Origin of the sequence: Rugamonas apoptosis (genome assembly GCF_014042355.1) — a bacterium.
Taxonomy (GTDB): domain Bacteria; phylum Pseudomonadota; class Gammaproteobacteria; order Burkholderiales; family Burkholderiaceae_D; genus Rugamonas; species Rugamonas apoptosis.
Genome location: NZ_JACEZU010000008.1, coordinates 71,350 through 87,002, shown reverse-complemented (window position 1 = coordinate 87,002; position 15,653 = coordinate 71,350). Strand labels below are relative to the sequence as shown.

The 15,653-nt window shown below is 63.4% G+C and carries 12 protein-coding genes and 1 pseudogene; 8 read left to right on the top strand and 5 right to left on the bottom strand.

From position 1 onward, the window contains the following. Positions 1–10: 10 nt before the first annotated feature. The 4 genes and pseudogenes from H3H39_RS16695 to H3H39_RS16680 all read left to right on the top strand — a co-directional run bounded on the left by H3H39_RS16695 (position 11) and on the right by H3H39_RS16680 (position 5,572). A complete protein-coding gene (locus H3H39_RS16695; RefSeq protein ID WP_220461583.1) occupies positions 11–589 on the top strand; it encodes a gluconate 2-dehydrogenase subunit 3 family protein in 579 nt (192 codons plus the stop codon). Positions 590–628: 39 nt separating this feature from the next. Beyond that, on the top strand, positions 629–2,206 hold the full coding sequence (locus tag H3H39_RS16690) for a GMC family oxidoreductase (RefSeq protein WP_182154564.1): 1,578 nt from the start codon (positions 629–631) through the stop codon (positions 2,204–2,206). A gap of 106 nt (positions 2,207–2,312) precedes the next feature. After that, positions 2,313–3,266: pseudogene (gene lipA / locus H3H39_RS16685) on the top strand (lipoyl synthase); the annotation flags it as partial. Between the two features lie 308 nt (positions 3,267–3,574). Next, positions 3,575–5,572, top strand: a complete 1,998-nt coding sequence (locus tag H3H39_RS16680; RefSeq protein ID WP_182154562.1) for a sigma-54-dependent Fis family transcriptional regulator — start codon at positions 3,575–3,577, stop codon at positions 5,570–5,572. A 136-nt stretch (positions 5,573–5,708) separates the two neighbouring features. Here the strand turns inward: H3H39_RS16680 and H3H39_RS16675 are convergent, their stop codons facing one another. Continuing rightward, entirely contained in the window at positions 5,709–7,019 is a 1,311-nt protein-coding gene (locus H3H39_RS16675) for a HupE/UreJ family protein (RefSeq protein WP_182154560.1), read from the bottom strand. A gap of 10 nt (positions 7,020–7,029) precedes the next feature. Further along, a complete protein-coding gene (locus H3H39_RS16670; RefSeq protein ID WP_220461580.1) occupies positions 7,030–7,695 on the bottom strand; it encodes a VOC family protein in 666 nt (221 codons plus the stop codon). A 491-nt stretch (positions 7,696–8,186) separates the two neighbouring features. Between H3H39_RS16670 and H3H39_RS16665 the strand changes: the two genes are divergently transcribed. The 3 genes from H3H39_RS16665 to H3H39_RS16655 all read left to right on the top strand — a co-directional run bounded on the left by H3H39_RS16665 (position 8,187) and on the right by H3H39_RS16655 (position 10,113). Continuing rightward, a complete protein-coding gene (locus H3H39_RS16665) occupies positions 8,187–8,504 on the top strand; it encodes a hypothetical protein (RefSeq protein ID WP_182154558.1) in 318 nt (105 codons plus the stop codon). Between the two features lie 283 nt (positions 8,505–8,787). Beyond that, a complete protein-coding gene (locus H3H39_RS16660; protein ID WP_182154556.1) occupies positions 8,788–9,861 on the top strand; it encodes a GGDEF domain-containing protein in 1,074 nt (357 codons plus the stop codon). A gap of 48 nt (positions 9,862–9,909) precedes the next feature. Next, the gene (locus H3H39_RS16655) at positions 9,910–10,113 is read left to right on the top strand and encodes a hypothetical protein (RefSeq protein ID WP_182154554.1); all 204 of its coding nucleotides are present in this window, start codon (positions 9,910–9,912) and stop codon (positions 10,111–10,113) included. Positions 10,114–10,175: 62 nt separating this feature from the next. On the opposite strand, the gene H3H39_RS16650 is transcribed toward H3H39_RS16655, so the two are convergent. Then, entirely contained in the window at positions 10,176–10,799 is a 624-nt protein-coding gene (locus H3H39_RS16650) for an FmdE family protein (protein ID WP_182154552.1), read from the bottom strand. A 288-nt stretch (positions 10,800–11,087) separates the two neighbouring features. Here H3H39_RS16650 and H3H39_RS16645 point away from each other — a divergent pair, with 288 nt between their 5' ends. Next, on the top strand, positions 11,088–13,040 hold the full coding sequence (locus H3H39_RS16645; protein WP_182154550.1) for a propionate--CoA ligase: 1,953 nt from the start codon (positions 11,088–11,090) through the stop codon (positions 13,038–13,040). A 36-nt stretch (positions 13,041–13,076) separates the two neighbouring features. Here H3H39_RS16645 and ftsZ read toward each other — a convergent pair whose 3' ends face one another. Next, complete coding sequence (gene ftsZ / locus H3H39_RS16640; protein ID WP_182154548.1) at positions 13,077–14,171, bottom strand: cell division protein FtsZ; 1,095 nt, start codon at positions 14,169–14,171, stop codon at positions 13,077–13,079. 328 nt (positions 14,172–14,499) lie between these two features. Continuing rightward, positions 14,500–15,642, bottom strand: a complete 1,143-nt coding sequence (locus tag H3H39_RS16635) for an AraC family transcriptional regulator (protein ID WP_311196935.1) — start codon at positions 15,640–15,642, stop codon at positions 14,500–14,502. Between the last annotated feature and the right edge of the window lie 11 nt (positions 15,643–15,653).

The following is a 15,653-nucleotide window of genomic DNA, read 5'->3' as shown; positions in this document are numbered from 1 at the left end:
TGGAGGAAATATGAAAGACCAAAAATCAGATTCGAACGCCGGCACCATGCGCATCTTGCCCAAGGTCGTGACCTGGTCGCGTCGCGGTTTTCTGCGCGGCGGCGGGCTGGCCCTCGGCGCGGCGGCGGTGGCGCCGGCGGCGCTGGCCATGCCCGCCGCCGATGGCCTGGCTGGAGCGTTCCAGACGCTGGGGCCGGCCACTGGCAAGACCTTGCTGCGGATGGCGCGCGACGTGTTCCCCCACGACCGCCTGGCCGACCGCTATTACGCCGATGCCATCGCCCCCTGCGAGCGGGCGGCCGGCAAGGATCCGGCGCTCAAGGCGCTGCTGCAGGATGGGGTGGCGGAGCTGGACCGGGCCGCCGTGCGCCGCTTCGGCCAGCCGTACGCCGAGGTGGCGGCGGAGGACGACCGGGTCAGCCTGCTGAAGGCGATCGAGCAGGGGCCCTTCTTCCAGAAAATCCGGGGTGACATGGTCACCAGCCTGTACGACAACAAGGCCGTGTGGCCGCTGCTGGGCTACGAAGGCTCATCCTGGGAGAAGGGCGGCTATCTGGCTCGCGGCTTCAACGATATCGACTGGCTGTGAGCGGCAAGGCATAACAATAACTGAAGGAGACAGGACATCATGAGCAAGAAATTCAATCTCAATGACGATGGCGTGGTCGTCATCATCGGCTCCGGTGCCGGCGGGGCGACGCTGGCCAACGAGCTGGCACAGAAGGGCGTGGACAAGATCGTCATCCTGGAAGCGGGCAAGCATTTCACGCAAGCCGATTTCGAGAACGACGAGTGGGCCATGTTCAACAAGATATCGTGGCTGGACAAGCGCATCTCGGCCGGCGGCTGGCATCACACCAAGACCTATCCCAACCTGCCGGCCTGGATCGTCAAGGCCGTCGGCGGCTCCACCGTACACTGGTCCGGGGTGGCGCTGCGCTTCCAGGAGCACGATTTCCGCACCCGCAGCATCTATGGCCAGGTCGAAGGCGCCAACGTGCTGGACTGGCCGATTACGCTGGCCGAACTGGCGCCATACTACGAGCTGGCGGAAAAGAAGATGGGGGTGGCCGGCACCGCCGCCAGCGGGTTGCCGCCCATGCCCGAAAGTAACCAGTACAAGGTGGTGGCGGCCGGCGCCCGCAGGATCGGCTACCAGAAGATCATCCGGCCGGTGGCATCGAACTCGGCGCCCTACGATGGGCGCCCCGGCTGCCAGCAGATCGGCTTTTGCATGCAGGGCTGCAAGATCGGCGCCAAGTGGTCGACGCTGTACACCGAGATTCCGCGCGCGCTGGCCACCAACCGGGTCGAGCTGCGGCCGGAGAGCATGGTGCTGCAGATTCAGCATGACAAGAGCGGCAAGGTCAACGGCGTGCTGTATGCGGACCGCAAGGGCCGCCACGTGCTGCAAAAGGCCCGCGTGGTCTGCGTGGCCGGCAATTCCATCGAATCGCCGCGCATGCTGCTCAATTCGGCGTCCAATATGTTCCGCGACGGCCTGGCCAATTCTTCCGGCCAGGTGGGCCGCAATTACATGAACCATGCCACGGCGGCGGCCGTGGCCATCCACCAGAAGCCGGTCTACATGAACCGGGGCTTCGACATCGGCGCCGTGGTGGCGGACGAAGTGGCGCTCAACACGGGGCGCGGCTTCAACGGCGGCTACTACCTGGAGGGCCTGGCCCTGGGGTTGCCCTACACGGCCGCCTTCATGAAGCCGGGCGGCTGGGGCCGCGACGTGACGTCCGCGCTGGAGATGTACGACCATATGACGGCCGTCTGGGTCTGCGGCGAGGACATGGCGCGCGAACAGAACGGCATCAGCCTGCATCCGACGGAAAAGGACCAGTATGGCTTGCCGATACCGATCGTCAGCAAGACCTACCACGGCAACGACGAGGCGATCGCCCGTCACGGCCTGGTCCAGTTCCGCAAGCTGTCCGAGGCCGTGGGCGCCAGTCGCGTGATCGACATGCCAGCCTATCCCGCCAGCCATAATTTGGGGACCAATCGCATGAGCGCCAACCCCCGTGACGGCGTGGTCAACAAATGGGGCCAGACCCACGACGTGAAGAACCTGTTCATTTCCGACGGTAGCCAGTTCACGTCCAGTTCGGCGGCCAATCCGACCCTGACCATCGTCGCGCTGGCCATCCGGCAGGCCGAGCATATCGCCAGCCAGCTGCAGCAGCGGGCAATCTGACACGCCAGTCTCCTCTGTGCAGTGTTTGGGGCAGGCGCAAGCCTGCTCCTTTTTTCCATTCCAGAGACGGCCGCGGCGGCCGTCCCGCCAAAACGTGAGCGATACCATGAACACTACAACGCAGGCCGGCACGGCGCCCGGGCTCAGACAGAAAGGCGCCGGCAAGACCGCGCGCCTGCCCATCAAGATCGTGCCGGTCGACCGCCTGGCCAAGCCGGACTGGATACGGGTGCGGGCGGCATCGCCCTCGACCCGCTTCCGGGAAATCGAATCCATCCTGCGCGCCAACGGGCTGGTGACCGTGTGCGAGGAGGCCAGTTGCCCCAACATCGGCGAGTGCTTCGGCAATGGCGGCGCGACCTTCATGATCATGGGCAGCCTGTGCACGCGCCGCTGCCCGTTCTGCGACGTCGCCCATGGCCGGCCCGAGGCGCTCGATGCGGCCGAACCGGGCCGGCTCGCCGCCACCATCGCTGCGCTGGGCCTGCGCCACGTGGTCATCACCTCGGTCAACCGGGACGACTTGCGCGACGGCGGCGCCGCCCACTTCGCCCAGTGCATCGGCAATGTGCGCGCGCTGGCGCCGCACACGCAGGTCGAAATTCTGGTGCCCGACTTCCGCGGCCGCCTCGGGCACGCGCTCGACGCGCTGGCCGTGGCGCCGCCGGATGTGTTGAATCACAATATAGAAACCGTGCCCAGGCTATATCCGGCGGTGCGCCCCGGTGCCAGTTATGCCCACTCGCTGGCGCTGCTGCGCCGCTGCAAGGCCCGCTATCCGGACCTGCGCACCAAGTCCGGCATCATGGTCGGGCTGGGCGAAACGGACGACGAGGTGCTGGATGTGCTGCGCGACCTGCGCGCAAATCATGTCGATATGATAACTATAGGGCAATACCTGGCGCCATCGGGCGGCCATCTGCCGGTACGCCGTTATGTCGCTCCCGCGACGTTCGACGCGTTCCGCCAACTTGCCCTGGCCATGGGCTTTCTGCACGTGGCGGCCGGGCCCCTGGTTCGGTCGAGCTACCACGCCGATCGGCAGGCACTGGCCGCGGGCCTGGGTGGCGGCGACGCCTACGCCGGCGAAATACGGCGCCGTCAGCGGGCGCCGGTCGGGGCCGCGGGGGCGGTTTCGCCAACGGTGGGCGCGAGCGCACCGCAGCCATTCCGGGCGCCGCCGGGTCCGGGCGTGTGGGAGGAAGGCGACGATATTTACTGATCGTGCAACAGCGGACTGCGCCGGTCGAAAAAGGACCGATGAAGTAGCGTAACATTGACTTTCGCGGCAACAAGCAGAGCCACATCAAAGTGGACCAGGTGATGTCCGGTTGGGCCGGCGCGCACCATGAGAGAAGGAGACATCCAGTGATAAACCGAGCACAAACGCAACACATCAAGAACGTCCTGTCGGTCGCCACCCAGATGGGGGCAGCCAATATCACGGACGACAATACCCTGATCCATAAGTCATGGACCCGCTGTGTCAACGACTATGGGCTGGACCCGTCCCATCTGCGGGCACCGAACATCGTCACCTCCGACATATTGCGCGAGCACCAGGAACAGATCGAGGAGTTCATGCTGGTGGCGCGGGTGGGCATGGAGCAGATGTACAAGCGCGTGTCGGGCCTCGATTATGTGCTGTTGTTGACCGACTCCAAGGGCATCGCCGTCGACTATATCGGTAACGAGGCCCGCTCCCGTGAACTCAAGCAGGCAGGCCTGTACCTGGGCGCCGAATGGAGCGAGCAATCGGCCGGCACTTGCGGGGTCGGCACCTGCCTGGTGGAACAGACGGCACTCACCTGCCACCAGGGCGACCACTTCGACCCGACCCATATTCCCCTGACCTGTTCCGCTGCCCCCCTGTTCGATCCGGAAGGAAAATTCCTGGCGGTGCTGGACATGTCGGCGCTCACCTCACCCATGAGCAAGGAGAGCCAGCACCTGGCTCTGCATCTGACGGTGATGTATGCCCAGATGATCGAGGACGCCAATTTCCTGCGCCATTTTGACGACCGCTGGATTTTGCGCCTGGGTACGGCGTGGGGACTGGTGGAAGTGAGCGGCGAGATCATGCTGGCCTTTGACGACGACGGCGTCGTGGTGGGCGCCAATACGGGCGGGCGCCAGCTGTTCCGGCGGCGCGATGGCTTGGCCGGCAATGAGCCGGTGGGGCGGCTGGTGAGCGAACTGTTCAACTTGTCGGCCGACGATTTGTGGCGCCTGGTGCGTGCCAATGGCGCCGGCGACCGCTCGGTGGTGACCCGCGAATCGAACAAGATGTTCTATGCCAGCGTCGCCATGCCGCGCCGGCGCAAGCCGGCGGCACTGGTGAACGCAGTTCCGGCCGACGGCGGCCAGCTGCTGGAGCACACCAGCTACCCCATACTGGACCGCCTGGCTGGCGACGACAAGGCGATGCGGCGCTTGCTCGAGCAGGCCAAGCGCCTGCTCAACCGCAAGCTCAATATCCTGATCCACGGCGAAACGGGCACGGGCAAGGAAGTGATCGCGAAGGCGCTGCATGAATCGAGTGTACGCGCTGGCAAGCCGTTCGTGGCCGTTAACTGCGGCGCGATTCCAGAATCGTTGATCGAAAGCGAGCTGTTCGGCTACACGGCCGGCAGCTTCACCGGCGGACGCAGCAAGGGCATGAAGGGCCTGATACTGCAATCGGACGGCGGCACGCTGTTCCTGGACGAGATAGGCGACATGCCCCTGCATCTGCAGACGCGGCTGCTGCGCGTGCTGTCGGAAAAGGAGGTATTGCCGCTGGGGGCGGACAAGCCCGTCGCGCTGGATCTGACCGTCGTCGCCGCTTCCCACCGCGACTTGCGCAACCTGATCAACGCGGGCAGTTTTCGCGAGGACTTGTATTACCGCCTGTGCGGCGCCACCTTGCACCTGCCTTCACTGCGCGACCGTACCGACAAGCGCTACCTGATCGAGAAGGTGCTGGCCGAGGAGGCCGAACTGCTCAATATCGAGGCTGGCATCTCGTCAGAAGCCATGTTGCAGATGTTGTGCTTCGGCTGGCCGGGGAATATCCGCCAGTTGCGCAACGTGCTGCGCTTTGCGCTGGCAGTCACCGACGGCAATATGATCATGCCGTCGGACCTGCCGCAGGAATTTGGCGACCAGTTCACGCACCAGGGCGGTCGCGCAGACGTGGCGGAGGAAGCAGCCGAGGTGTCGGTGGAAGGCAAAGGGGGCGAGGAATGCGACATGGAGCAGTTGCTGGCCTCGCTGATGCGCAATAAATGGAATGTCACGAAGACCTCCGATGAACTGGGCTTTTGCCGGGCGACGTTGTATCGCTACATGAAGAAATTCAGCATCGTGCCGCCCAATCAGCGTTAAGGTGCGCCATGCCCGGACAAAGACGGGGCATGATGGCAGGCGCTGCACCGGACCTGGGCAGCGCGCCGCCGCGCCACGCGTTGCCGGACCTTGCCGCGCATTGCGCGCGTACCGTTGCCGACCCAGCGCGCTGGGATCAGACCGGGTGCAGCGCACTCCACACGGGCTGCGCGCGGTCGCCGACCCAGTACACGGCAATGGCCGCCGCGCCCAGCGCCACACCGAGGCGTATGCGCGCCGCGCCAGGCTTGGGAGCCGCCTGCGCCAGCCGCAACAGGCACCAGACTCCGGCGCCGACGGTCAACTGCCCCAGCTCGACCCCGACATTGAACGACAGCAGTGAGGTGACGATGTTCGGACCGGTATCGGACAGGATGGCGCGCAGCCCGATGGCGAGGCCGCAGCCGTGCACCACGCCCACCAGGCCGGTGAGCAGGGCGGGATGCGAGGCGACGCGCTGCCGTACCAGCAGCAGGGCCGCTCCCAGCACCGATAGCGCGATCAGCAGTTCGATCACAGGCTCGCTCCAGCTGGCCTGAGGCAGCAAGCCATAGAAACCTGCCACGATGGACAGGGCATGGCCGGCGCTGAACGCGCTGATCTTCAGTGCGATCGCGCGCAGGCGCAGGTCGCCCGCTACCAGGCAGACCACCAGCAGCAGGTGGTCATATCCTTCAAGGATGTGGGCGGCGCCGGCGCGAACAAATTGCATGAAGGCCTGCATCACAGGGGGATTGACGGTGATCGCCGCGTCCAGCGTACCACTGCGGCTGTATTGCGTCGTCGTGCCTGCGATATGGGACAGTAAGATCGTATGGATGGGGGCATCACTGAGCAAGCCGGCCTGCAGCGCGCTGCTGAAGGCGAACGGCCCGTCCGGCCTGACGGCGGGGTAGAACACGGCTGCGTCGAGCAGCATGTTGCCGATGTCGATCGCCGTCCCGTCTTGCGGCAGCGGCCCGGATGGGGGCGATGACGCGCGCGTCGCCAGGCGCGCCTGGTCGGCGCTGGAGAACGGCGGCACGGCACCCTTCACGTGGATCGACGCCGACAGCACTTGCGGTGCAACGGCATTGCCCTGCACCGTCACGGCATGGCCCGACGCCAGCGTCGCCGATGCCATGGCCGTGGCGGCATTCAGTGCCGTGCCGCTCACGTAATAGAAGACGCGGCCACTTTCGCTGCGTGTAATGACGTATGGGGCGGGCATGTCGCCGGGCCCGTGCGCCAGCAAGGGAAGCGACACGCGAAAATAGGCCGTCATGCCGGCGGTGTCGTAGGTGAAATGGACGACCCGGATATTGGCCCGGCCGTCGGCGTGCGCCCGGACACCGGTCGGCACGCTCCACAGCCAGGCCAGCAGCAGCGCGGCAAACAGCGCACGCCACTGTGCGGCAGGATTGTGGCGCATGCGCGCCGTGGCGACGTTGCCGATCAAGGTCTTCATGGCGCGGTGCTTATTTGGCAGGGTAACGGGGATCCCACAGTACGCGCTTGGCGCCCTTTTCGTAGGCCATGCCTTTGGGCGTGCTGACGATTTCCAGCTGCATGCCCCAGGGTGAAAGGAAATACATCCAGGTCAAGCCGGCGGCTGGCCCGTCTGTAAAGGTACTCGGTGCACCCAGTGTCCTGACGCCCTTGGCCTTCAGATAGGCGGCGGCCTTGTCCATGTCATCGACATAAAAGGCCAGGTGGTGCCCGCCCACGTCGCTGTTCCTGGGCGGTGCTTTGGCTTGTCCCGGCGCGCCGTACTCAAAGATTTCAAGGTTGGTGCCGTAGCCGCAGCGTACCATCTGGAACCGCTTGATTTCGGCCCGCGGATTGACGTTCAGGTGCACATTCATCCAGTCGTCGGCGAACTTGAAGGCGCCGAGTTTGATCGATGCCTCGCAGCCGATCACATTGACGAAGAAGCTCACCGCCTCGTCCATGTTGGGCACGGTGATGCCCAGGTGCTGCGCGCCTTGCATGCCGGGCATGCCGGCGTAAGCGCTGATGGGAAGCGTTACGGTGGCTACCGCGCAGGCGAGGGTGTGTTTAAGGCTCATGCTGTCTCCTGTGGTGTTGGAATAGTCGCCGGTCCGGGCGACCGGTATGTCACCTAAAAGCAAGATGTGAGCCATCGGGCTTCCAGGTCCGCGGCTGCTTAATTGCACGGGGAGTGCGCGGCATTCCACGTGTGGAGGCCGGCATTCGCGGCGACAGTTGTCACAGGCATGCGTAGCAGGGGAGGCAGGTATTTGCGAAATGCACTCTTCCGCAGAAGGTGCTGTTCGGTTGGCTCGGCATCCGTCGCATCGCTTCGGTGTACTACCTGGAATTCGCTTTGAATCATGGCGTGACCGGGACATTCGCACAGCAGCTTGTGCATGTTGTCGTGGGGATCGTCACCGCATCTATCCTTGCTCATGGCATCACGGTTGCCCCCCTATTGAATTGGTATGCGCGCCGCCGGGAAGGGTGAGCAAGCCCTCAGCCGGCGGCGACGTTTTGGCGGCGCCAGCCGTGGCCGCGTCGCAGCTAAGGTATGGGCAGTCCGAGCCAGCGCAGATGGCCGGCGCGTGCGCGGGAATGGGCGTACACTCGGTGTAAGTTGCAAATCAGGAGAAGCACCATGGATAACGCCGGACTGGAAGTTTCTTTCCATGAGCTGCCACTGAGCGTCGAGCAGGAATCGGAACTTCAGCACTATATTCACCAGCGGCTCAGGCGCGGCCTGTCAGCTGACGCGGCGGAGTTGCGCAGCATGGTGCGCGACATGTTGACACCCCCTATGGCAGACGTAGCTCAGGACCGATCCTTAGCGCCGGGCGTACAGGCTGACGCGGAGCGCGCGGCTGGCCTTGTCCATGATGGCGGCGATCCGATTACGACGCGCGAAGAACGCATCGCGGCCGGGGAGTCCGAAGCCATGAAGCATCCGCGAACTTAGCGTATCGGGATAGAAATGAACGAACGCCAAAGACGTTCTGATACCGGTACCGCGAAAGCGGTGGCGCGCGGCGTCAACATCCAATCCGTGCGTAACCGGACGCTGGCGCAGGGGTATATGGAATACAGGCGCGTTCCCTCGGGTGTGATTACGCGCGTCCTCGACCAGCCTTTGTTGCGCCGGCCACCCAGTACCGACCAGCTGGTCTCGGAAGCAATCACGCCTTCCTCCCCGCCGCTGACGCCAGTCCAGAGGGAGGACTGAAAATGGAGGGCGGCACACCATGAGCAAGCATCGGGTGCAGACCCGGCAGCTCGGCCCCGTTCAGTTGCGCATCATGTTGACACTGGCGCGCGACTTGCTGCAGACCGACGAGGCGCAAGGCTCGTTGGCACTGGTAGGCCGCGCCCTGGTGGAAATGGTCCGGCTCGATTCGGCCCTGCTGCTCCTGCGCAACGATCAGATGGATCTCGTCGAGTTCGACAGCCACGGTATCGTGCATATGGCCGGCACGGGCCATCCGCTGTACTGTGCCGCAGCGCGCCTGATTGCCGACGCGGGAGTGGCTGCGGATGAGCAGCCCAACGGCGAACGGCAGCCCGAATTTGGCGGGGCACGTATGCTGGTGCTGGCCGTGCCGGCGCAAGCCGCAGTGGCAGTCCTCGCCGTCAGCTGGAACCATGACTTGGATAGCGCGACGCAGGATGGCTACAAACGCACTCTCTCGTACATTCTGCAGTTGGCGGCGGCAGCGCTGGGTAAAATCGAGTCACATCATTCACTGGAGCGGCTCTTGCGCGAACAGCGCCAGGAAGCTGCGGACACGTCAGTATCCCATGGCGAAGAATTGAAGCTACGGGACGAGGCGGTGAACGAAATGCGGATGCTGTCGTTGACCGACGTCCTGACGGGTTTGTATAACCGGCGCGGCTTTTTCCTGCAGGCCGAACAGATCTACAAGCTTGCGAAGCGCAAGCGCACGAAAAGCGCCGTTATCTTCGCCGACATTGACGGCCTGAAGCGCGTGAACGATGAATTGGGTCACGAAGCCGGAGACGCCATGATCCAGGACGCCGCGCTTGTGTTTCGCCAGTCGTTTCGCCATTCCGATGTGGTGGCACGCCTGGGGGGCGACGAATTTGTCGCCTATACCCTTGACGACGAGCAGCCAGACGTCATCCTGGCGCGGATGGAGACCAATCTGCGCGCGTTCAACCTGATGCAGGAACGGCCGTACCGTGTTTCGATCAGTGCCGGCGTCGTGCCGGTCGATGCCAGCGCGGACCTGATGCTGTCGCATTACGTGCTCCTGGCAGACGAACAAATGTATGCGCAAAAGCGGAGCCGCTTGCATTGAGCCAAGGGCTCCACACCAGATATCGGGGAGCACGCCACGCCGGGCTTCATGCGCGATGAAGCATTCCGGCCTGACTGGCGGGCTGAATTTCACCCAACTGAAGAAGACGAAAATACAATGCGATTGCACGCCATCGTCTGCGCCGGCGGCCACTGTCACTACGCTGGCTATCGCTACGGCCAATTGCGCGATGCGCTTGCATTTGCAGCGGGGCATCCGAATACCGACAACAAGACCAAAGGCGCACAGTAATTCCCATACGCCAGCTTTGTTGAAGAGGCTGCTGCGTTTGCAGTGGCTTCTTTTTTTTTTACCTACGTTGCCGCTGGCGCGACGGGCGTGACGGTGAAGAGATCAGGGTCGTCCGCATGATCGATCAGGATGCGCTTGACGCGCCCCTGCCACAAGGTGGCGAATGCGCGTTTGTCGTCCGGCGTGGCGAGGCCGTCGAGGATCTTTCTCAACAGGACGCTCATGCCTGGGTCAGCCGCGACCCGGTGCATTTGCATGCTGAGCCGGACAGCCGCACCGTTGTCGGCACGTTCGAACACCACCTCGCCAGCATCGCCGGCGTCAAACTGCAGCAGATGCTGGCGCTGGAAATTGCCGCCGATGCCCTTGAAGCCGCCGCTGCCTGCCGCGCCCGTGATCAGGCCGACGACGCTGGCAATGACGCCGCTCACGCCTTCATCCTGCGCCGCCGCAAACCGCACCCGCAGCGCGCCCCGTTCCGGCGTGCCGTCGGGGTACAAGGCGCTCAAGGCGCGCCGCGTCATGAGGTAGGCGCCGGCGACCGTCGGGCACGAGTGCCCGGCTAGCTTGACGGCGTCGATATAGCGGTAGGTGATCATGCCGTCGGTGCAAGCACCAAGAAACTCGGCCAGGCCGTCATGCACGGTGATAGTGGGGGCCTGGTCGAAAAAATCAGGGAAGCGCATGGTATCTCTGCCTTTCTGGAGTGGGGGGCGGGGGCTTGTCCTTGCTGGTCGCATGGTCTGTTTGTTTCAGTGGTGTTTCATTTCGTTTCGCCTTGGCTGTGCTGCAATTGCGTGCAACATGGTGTGAAACAAATTCAACATAGAAAAATGCGCAGTCAGGATGCTGAAAATGACAATGTTTTGCGTCTGTGCCATTGCCAAATAATTGAAAGCAAAGGATTCTTTTACCAGTCCGCTGGTCTGCGCCGCCCCGGCGCATCGCTTGGCACGGCGATTGCAATAGCGACCATGAAAGTACGGCGCAGCTATCCGCATGAAACGGCAACGACAAAAACTGGAGACGACATGACCTTCGCAGACTTCTACCAAGAATCGATCGATGAACCGGCTAACTTCTGGGGCCGTGAAGCACAAGCGATCGATTGGCAAACGCCGTACACGCAGGTGCTCGACTACAGCAAGGCGCCGTTCGCGCAGTGGTTTGTCGATGGGCGTACCAATCTGTGCCACAACGCAGTCGACCGCTGGCTGGAAAAACAGGGCGAACAACCGGCGCTGATCGCCATTTCGACCGAGACCCACCAGGAGAAAGTGTATAGCTTCAGGCAATTGCACGCGGAAGTGTGCCGCATGGCGGCCATCCTGATCGGGCTGGGCGTGGGGCAGGGCGACCGCGTGCTGATCTACATGCCGATGATCGCCGAGGCGACGTTTGCGATGCTGGCCTGTGCCCGCATCGGCGCGGTCCATTCGGTCGTGTTCGGCGGCTTTGCTTCCCACAGCCTGGCCACGCGGATCAACGACGCGCAGCCAAAACTGGTCATTTCCGCCGACGCCGGTTCGCGCGGCGGCAAGCCGGTGCCATACAAGCCCCTGCTCGATGCGGCCATCGCGCTGGCCAGTTTCAAGCCGTCCAACGTGCTGCTGGTCGACCGCGGCCTGGTACCGATGACGCTGGTGCCGGAACGCGACGTGGACTACGCCAGCCGGCGCGAACACAATCTCGACGCCGACGTGCCCGTCACCTGGCTCGAATCGAACCAGCCGTCCTACATTCTGTACACCTCCGGCACGACCGGCAAGCCGAAGGGGGTACAGCGCGACGTTGGCGGTTATGCGGTGGCATTGGCTGCGTCGATGAAGCATATTTTCTGCGCCAAGCCGGGCGAAGCTTTCTTCTCCACCTCCGACATCGGCTGGGTGGTCGGGCATTCCTATATCGTGTATGGCCCCCTGATCGCGGGCATGGCCACCATCATGTACGAGGGCTTGCCGACTTCGCCCGACGGCGGCATCTGGTGGAGCATCGTCGAGAAATACCAGGTCACCCGCATGTTCTCGGCCCCCACTGCGGTGCGCGTGCTGAAGAAGCAGCCTGCGGAAATGATGACGAAATACGATCTGTCCTCGCTCAAGGCCTTGTACCTGGCCGGCGAGCCACTCGACGAAACCACCTCGAACTGGATCGCGAACGCGCTGGGCGTGCCGATTATCGACAATTACTGGCAGACCGAAACGGGCTGGCCCATCCTGTCGATTGCCAAGGGCATTGAAGACCAGCCGACCAAGCTGGGTAGTCCCGGTCTGCCCGTGTTCGGCTACAAGGTCAAGATCCAGAACGAGGCCACGGGCGAAGACTGCGGCGCCAACGAGAAAGGTGTGGTCGTCATCGAAGGGCCGTTGCCGCCGGGCTGCCTGCAGACCGTGTATGGCGACGACCAGCGCTTCCTGTCCACCTACTGGAACAAGATCAACGGCAAGCAGGTCTACTCCACCTTTGACTGGGGTATCCGCGATGCGCAAGGTTATTACTTCATTCTCGGGCGCACCGACGACGTGATCAACGTCGCCGGCCACCGCCTGGGCACGCGCGAGATCGAAGAGAGCATTTCGTCCCACCCCAATGTGTCCGAGGTGGCGGTGGTCGGGGTCGAAAATCAGCTCAAGGGCCAGGTGGCGGTGGCTTTTGTGGTGCTCAAGCATCCCGACGCGGCCGCGGGGACCGATGCCAGCGCGGCGCTGGAAAAGGAAATCATGGGCGTGGTCGACCAGCAGCTCGGCGCCGTCGCCCGGCCGTCACGCGTGGTGTTCATCCACGCCTTGCCCAAAACCCGCTCCGGCAAGCTGTTGCGCCGTTCGATACAGGCGCTCTGCGAAGGGCGCGACCCGGGCGACCTGACCACCATCGAAGATCCCAGCTCGCTGGCCCAGATCAAAGCTGCATTATCTACTGGAGAATAAGCACGCGGGGGAGGGCGCCGCCAAGTGGGCGGCTGCCTAGGAGGCGGTCTGGCGCAGGACCGCCGGTGATGGCGGCTCTCTCAGCCCGGCACCGCGAAGCTGGTTAGCCGAGCCCGGCCCTGAGCCACCTCCCGGCGTCAGCCGCGACATCGATAATCGCCTGGCGCCGCCAGCCAGGTCGCCGGGCCGGTTCAATCCGGTGGCGACTACCGTCACGCGCATGGCGTCACCCAGCGCATCGTCGAAGACCGCGCCGAATTTGATCATGGCGTCGTCGCTGACTTGCGCGCAGATCACATTCATCACCTGCTTGGTTTCGCGCAGCTTCAATGTCTCTTCGGAGGCGGTGATGTTGACCAGCAAGCCGCGTGCGGCGTGCAGGTTGGAGCCATCGAGCAGCGGGCAGGAGATCGCCTCTTCGGCGGCCTTGACGGCACGGTCGTCACCGGCGTGTTGGGCCGAACCCATCATCGCTATGCCGGACAGGCGCATGACCGTGCGGACATCTTCGAAGTCGACGTTGATCATGCCAGGCACGGTGATGATTTCCGCGATACCGGCAACGGCTTTGCTCAACACATCGTCGGCGGCGGCGAACGCCTGCTTTTGTGTGATGTCGCCACCCAAGACTTCTTCGAGGCGGCTATTGAGGACGATGACGAGCGCGTCGACACATTTCGCCAGCAAGGCGATGCCTTCTTCGGCGACCCGCATGCGCCGCGGGCCTTCGAAGTCGAAGGGCTTCGATACGACGCCAACAGTCAGGATGCCCATCTCGCGGGCCACTTCGGCGACCACGGGCGCCGCGCCGGTGCCGGTGCCGCCGCCCATGCCGGCAGTGAGAAACACCATATGCGCGCCCTTGATCGCGTCGGCGATCATCGTGCGTTCGCGCAGGGCCTTTTCGCGCCCGACAATCGGGTCGCTGCCAGCGCCAAGGCCGCTCTCGCCGAGCTGGATGCGCTTTTCGACGCGCGTATGCGACAGCGCCTGTGCGTCCGTATTGGCGCAGATAAATTCGAAGGCCGACAGTCCGGAGGCGGCCATATGGTTGACAGCGTTGCCGCCGGCGCCGCCAATGCCGATCACTTTGATGACAGTCGCAGTTTGGGTGTTCTTAAGGTCTAGCAAGAAAGACTCCTTTCGATGGAATTGCGCCCGGCCAGCGGGCCCGCCCGGCGATGCGCCAAGTTGCCTATAGGCATGCGCGGACGGCACGGAACTGCAGGGGATGCAACGGTCCCCTGGCGACCGTAAGTAGTACTGGCCAATGCCGAGTCGCTTAGCCTACTTGCTGAGGCGCGCACGATACAGTCTTTTATGGTTTCAATGGAAAGCATTTGTAAGACTGCGTGCAATTGCGGCGAAAGGCTGGCTGCAGCCGGACTCGTCGCCCTGCGCGATCGCCGGCAGCGTCGAGGCCAGTCCGACCTGGCGCACTTGGCGCTGACGTGACGCCCTAGGCCTGGCTGGCGCGGATCCGGTATTGTCCCGGATTGGTGCCGGTCCACTTCTTGAACGCGCGGTGGAAGGCGCTGGCTTCGGCAAAGCCCAGTTTGGTGGCGATACTGGATACGCTGTGCGATGAATGGCACAGTAATTCAATGGCCATATCGCGCCGTAATTGGTCTTTGATCAGCTGGAAACTCTGGCCCTCGTCGTCCAGACGCCGACGCAGCGTGACCGGGGTCATATTCAGTTGCGCGGCGACCACGTCAAAGCCAGGCCAGGCATCGGCGGCGGCGCGCAGGTGGCGCCGGATCCGGGCCGCCAGCCCGTCCGCATTCTTGTACTTCACGACGATGTTACCGGGTGCCTTGCGCAGGAAAACACGGGCGTCCTGTTCATCGCGGATCACGGGCAGGTCGAGCAGCGCGCGTGAAAAATGCAGCGCCGTCGCCTCCTGGCCAAACCGCAGGTTTTCCGAATACATGTGATGGTATTCCGCGCTGCGCGGAGGTTCCGCATAGCAGAACGCGGCCGACAGTACGGGAATGCGGCGCCCCACCAGCCAGCACGCCAGCCCGTGTTGCAGCATCAATAGTGTCTCGAAGCCAAACACACTGGTCTCGGCATCGGCCGTGGCGGGACGTATCGTCAGCGCGGCTTCATCGCCGCATGTCTTCAGCTCGCAGTGATAATCGTCCAGGATCAAATTGAAACTGCGAACCATGCGCTTCAACGCATCGTCGAGCCTGGCACAGGCTGTCAGTCCATAAGTCATCATGGCGAAGCTGCCCACCTTCATGCGCCGCCGGTCCTGGCCGAACAATTCATCGTCCAGCGCCGCCGCGACGCCTAGCCATAAGGTGCTGAAACTCTCGGGCGTCACTCGGCCGTGCTGGGCTTGCACCACGGCCGGCGCGATGCCGGCATCCAACAATACGGTATCGGCTGCGATACCGCGCGCACGCAAAGCCTCCAGGGCCGATTGCACAAAATAGACGGAGACACTGCCTTTGTTCATGGGTGGGAACCAATTTCGATTGAGGAAAGCCGGCTGCTGTAATGGCCATTTTTGCAAGTATAAACAATTTGCACGGGATCCGTGCTGGCCGCGCGAGTGGCAAATTCTTGCAGCAAGATTGCGCTTTTTCGGCATGGGCGGAACGG

Bases quoted from the DNA above. Each gene is read 5' to 3' on its own strand.
- H3H39_RS16650 (WP_182154552.1), bottom strand. From the start codon at position 10,799: ATGCGCTTCCCTGATTTTTTCGACCAGGCCCCCACTATCACCGTGCAT.
- H3H39_RS16695 (WP_220461583.1), top strand. From the start codon at position 11: ATGAAAGACCAAAAATCAGATTCGAACGCCGGCACCATGCGCATCTTG.
- H3H39_RS16660 (WP_182154556.1), top strand. From the start codon at position 8,788: ATGAGCAAGCATCGGGTGCAGACCCGGCAGCTCGGCCCCGTTCAGTTG.
- H3H39_RS16665 (WP_182154558.1), top strand. From the start codon at position 8,187: ATGGATAACGCCGGACTGGAAGTTTCTTTCCATGAGCTGCCACTGAGC.
- H3H39_RS16655 (WP_182154554.1), top strand. From the start codon at position 9,910: ATGCGCGATGAAGCATTCCGGCCTGACTGGCGGGCTGAATTTCACCCA.
- H3H39_RS16635 (WP_311196935.1), bottom strand. From the start codon at position 15,642: ATGCCGAAAAAGCGCAATCTTGCTGCAAGAATTTGCCACTCGCGCGGC.
- H3H39_RS16675 (WP_182154560.1), bottom strand. From the start codon at position 7,019: ATGAAGACCTTGATCGGCAACGTCGCCACGGCGCGCATGCGCCACAAT.
- H3H39_RS16670 (WP_220461580.1), bottom strand. From the start codon at position 7,695: ATGGCTCACATCTTGCTTTTAGGTGACATACCGGTCGCCCGGACCGGC.
- H3H39_RS16690 (WP_182154564.1), top strand. From the start codon at position 629: ATGAGCAAGAAATTCAATCTCAATGACGATGGCGTGGTCGTCATCATC.
- H3H39_RS16645 (WP_182154550.1), top strand. From the start codon at position 11,088: ATGAAAGTACGGCGCAGCTATCCGCATGAAACGGCAACGACAAAAACT.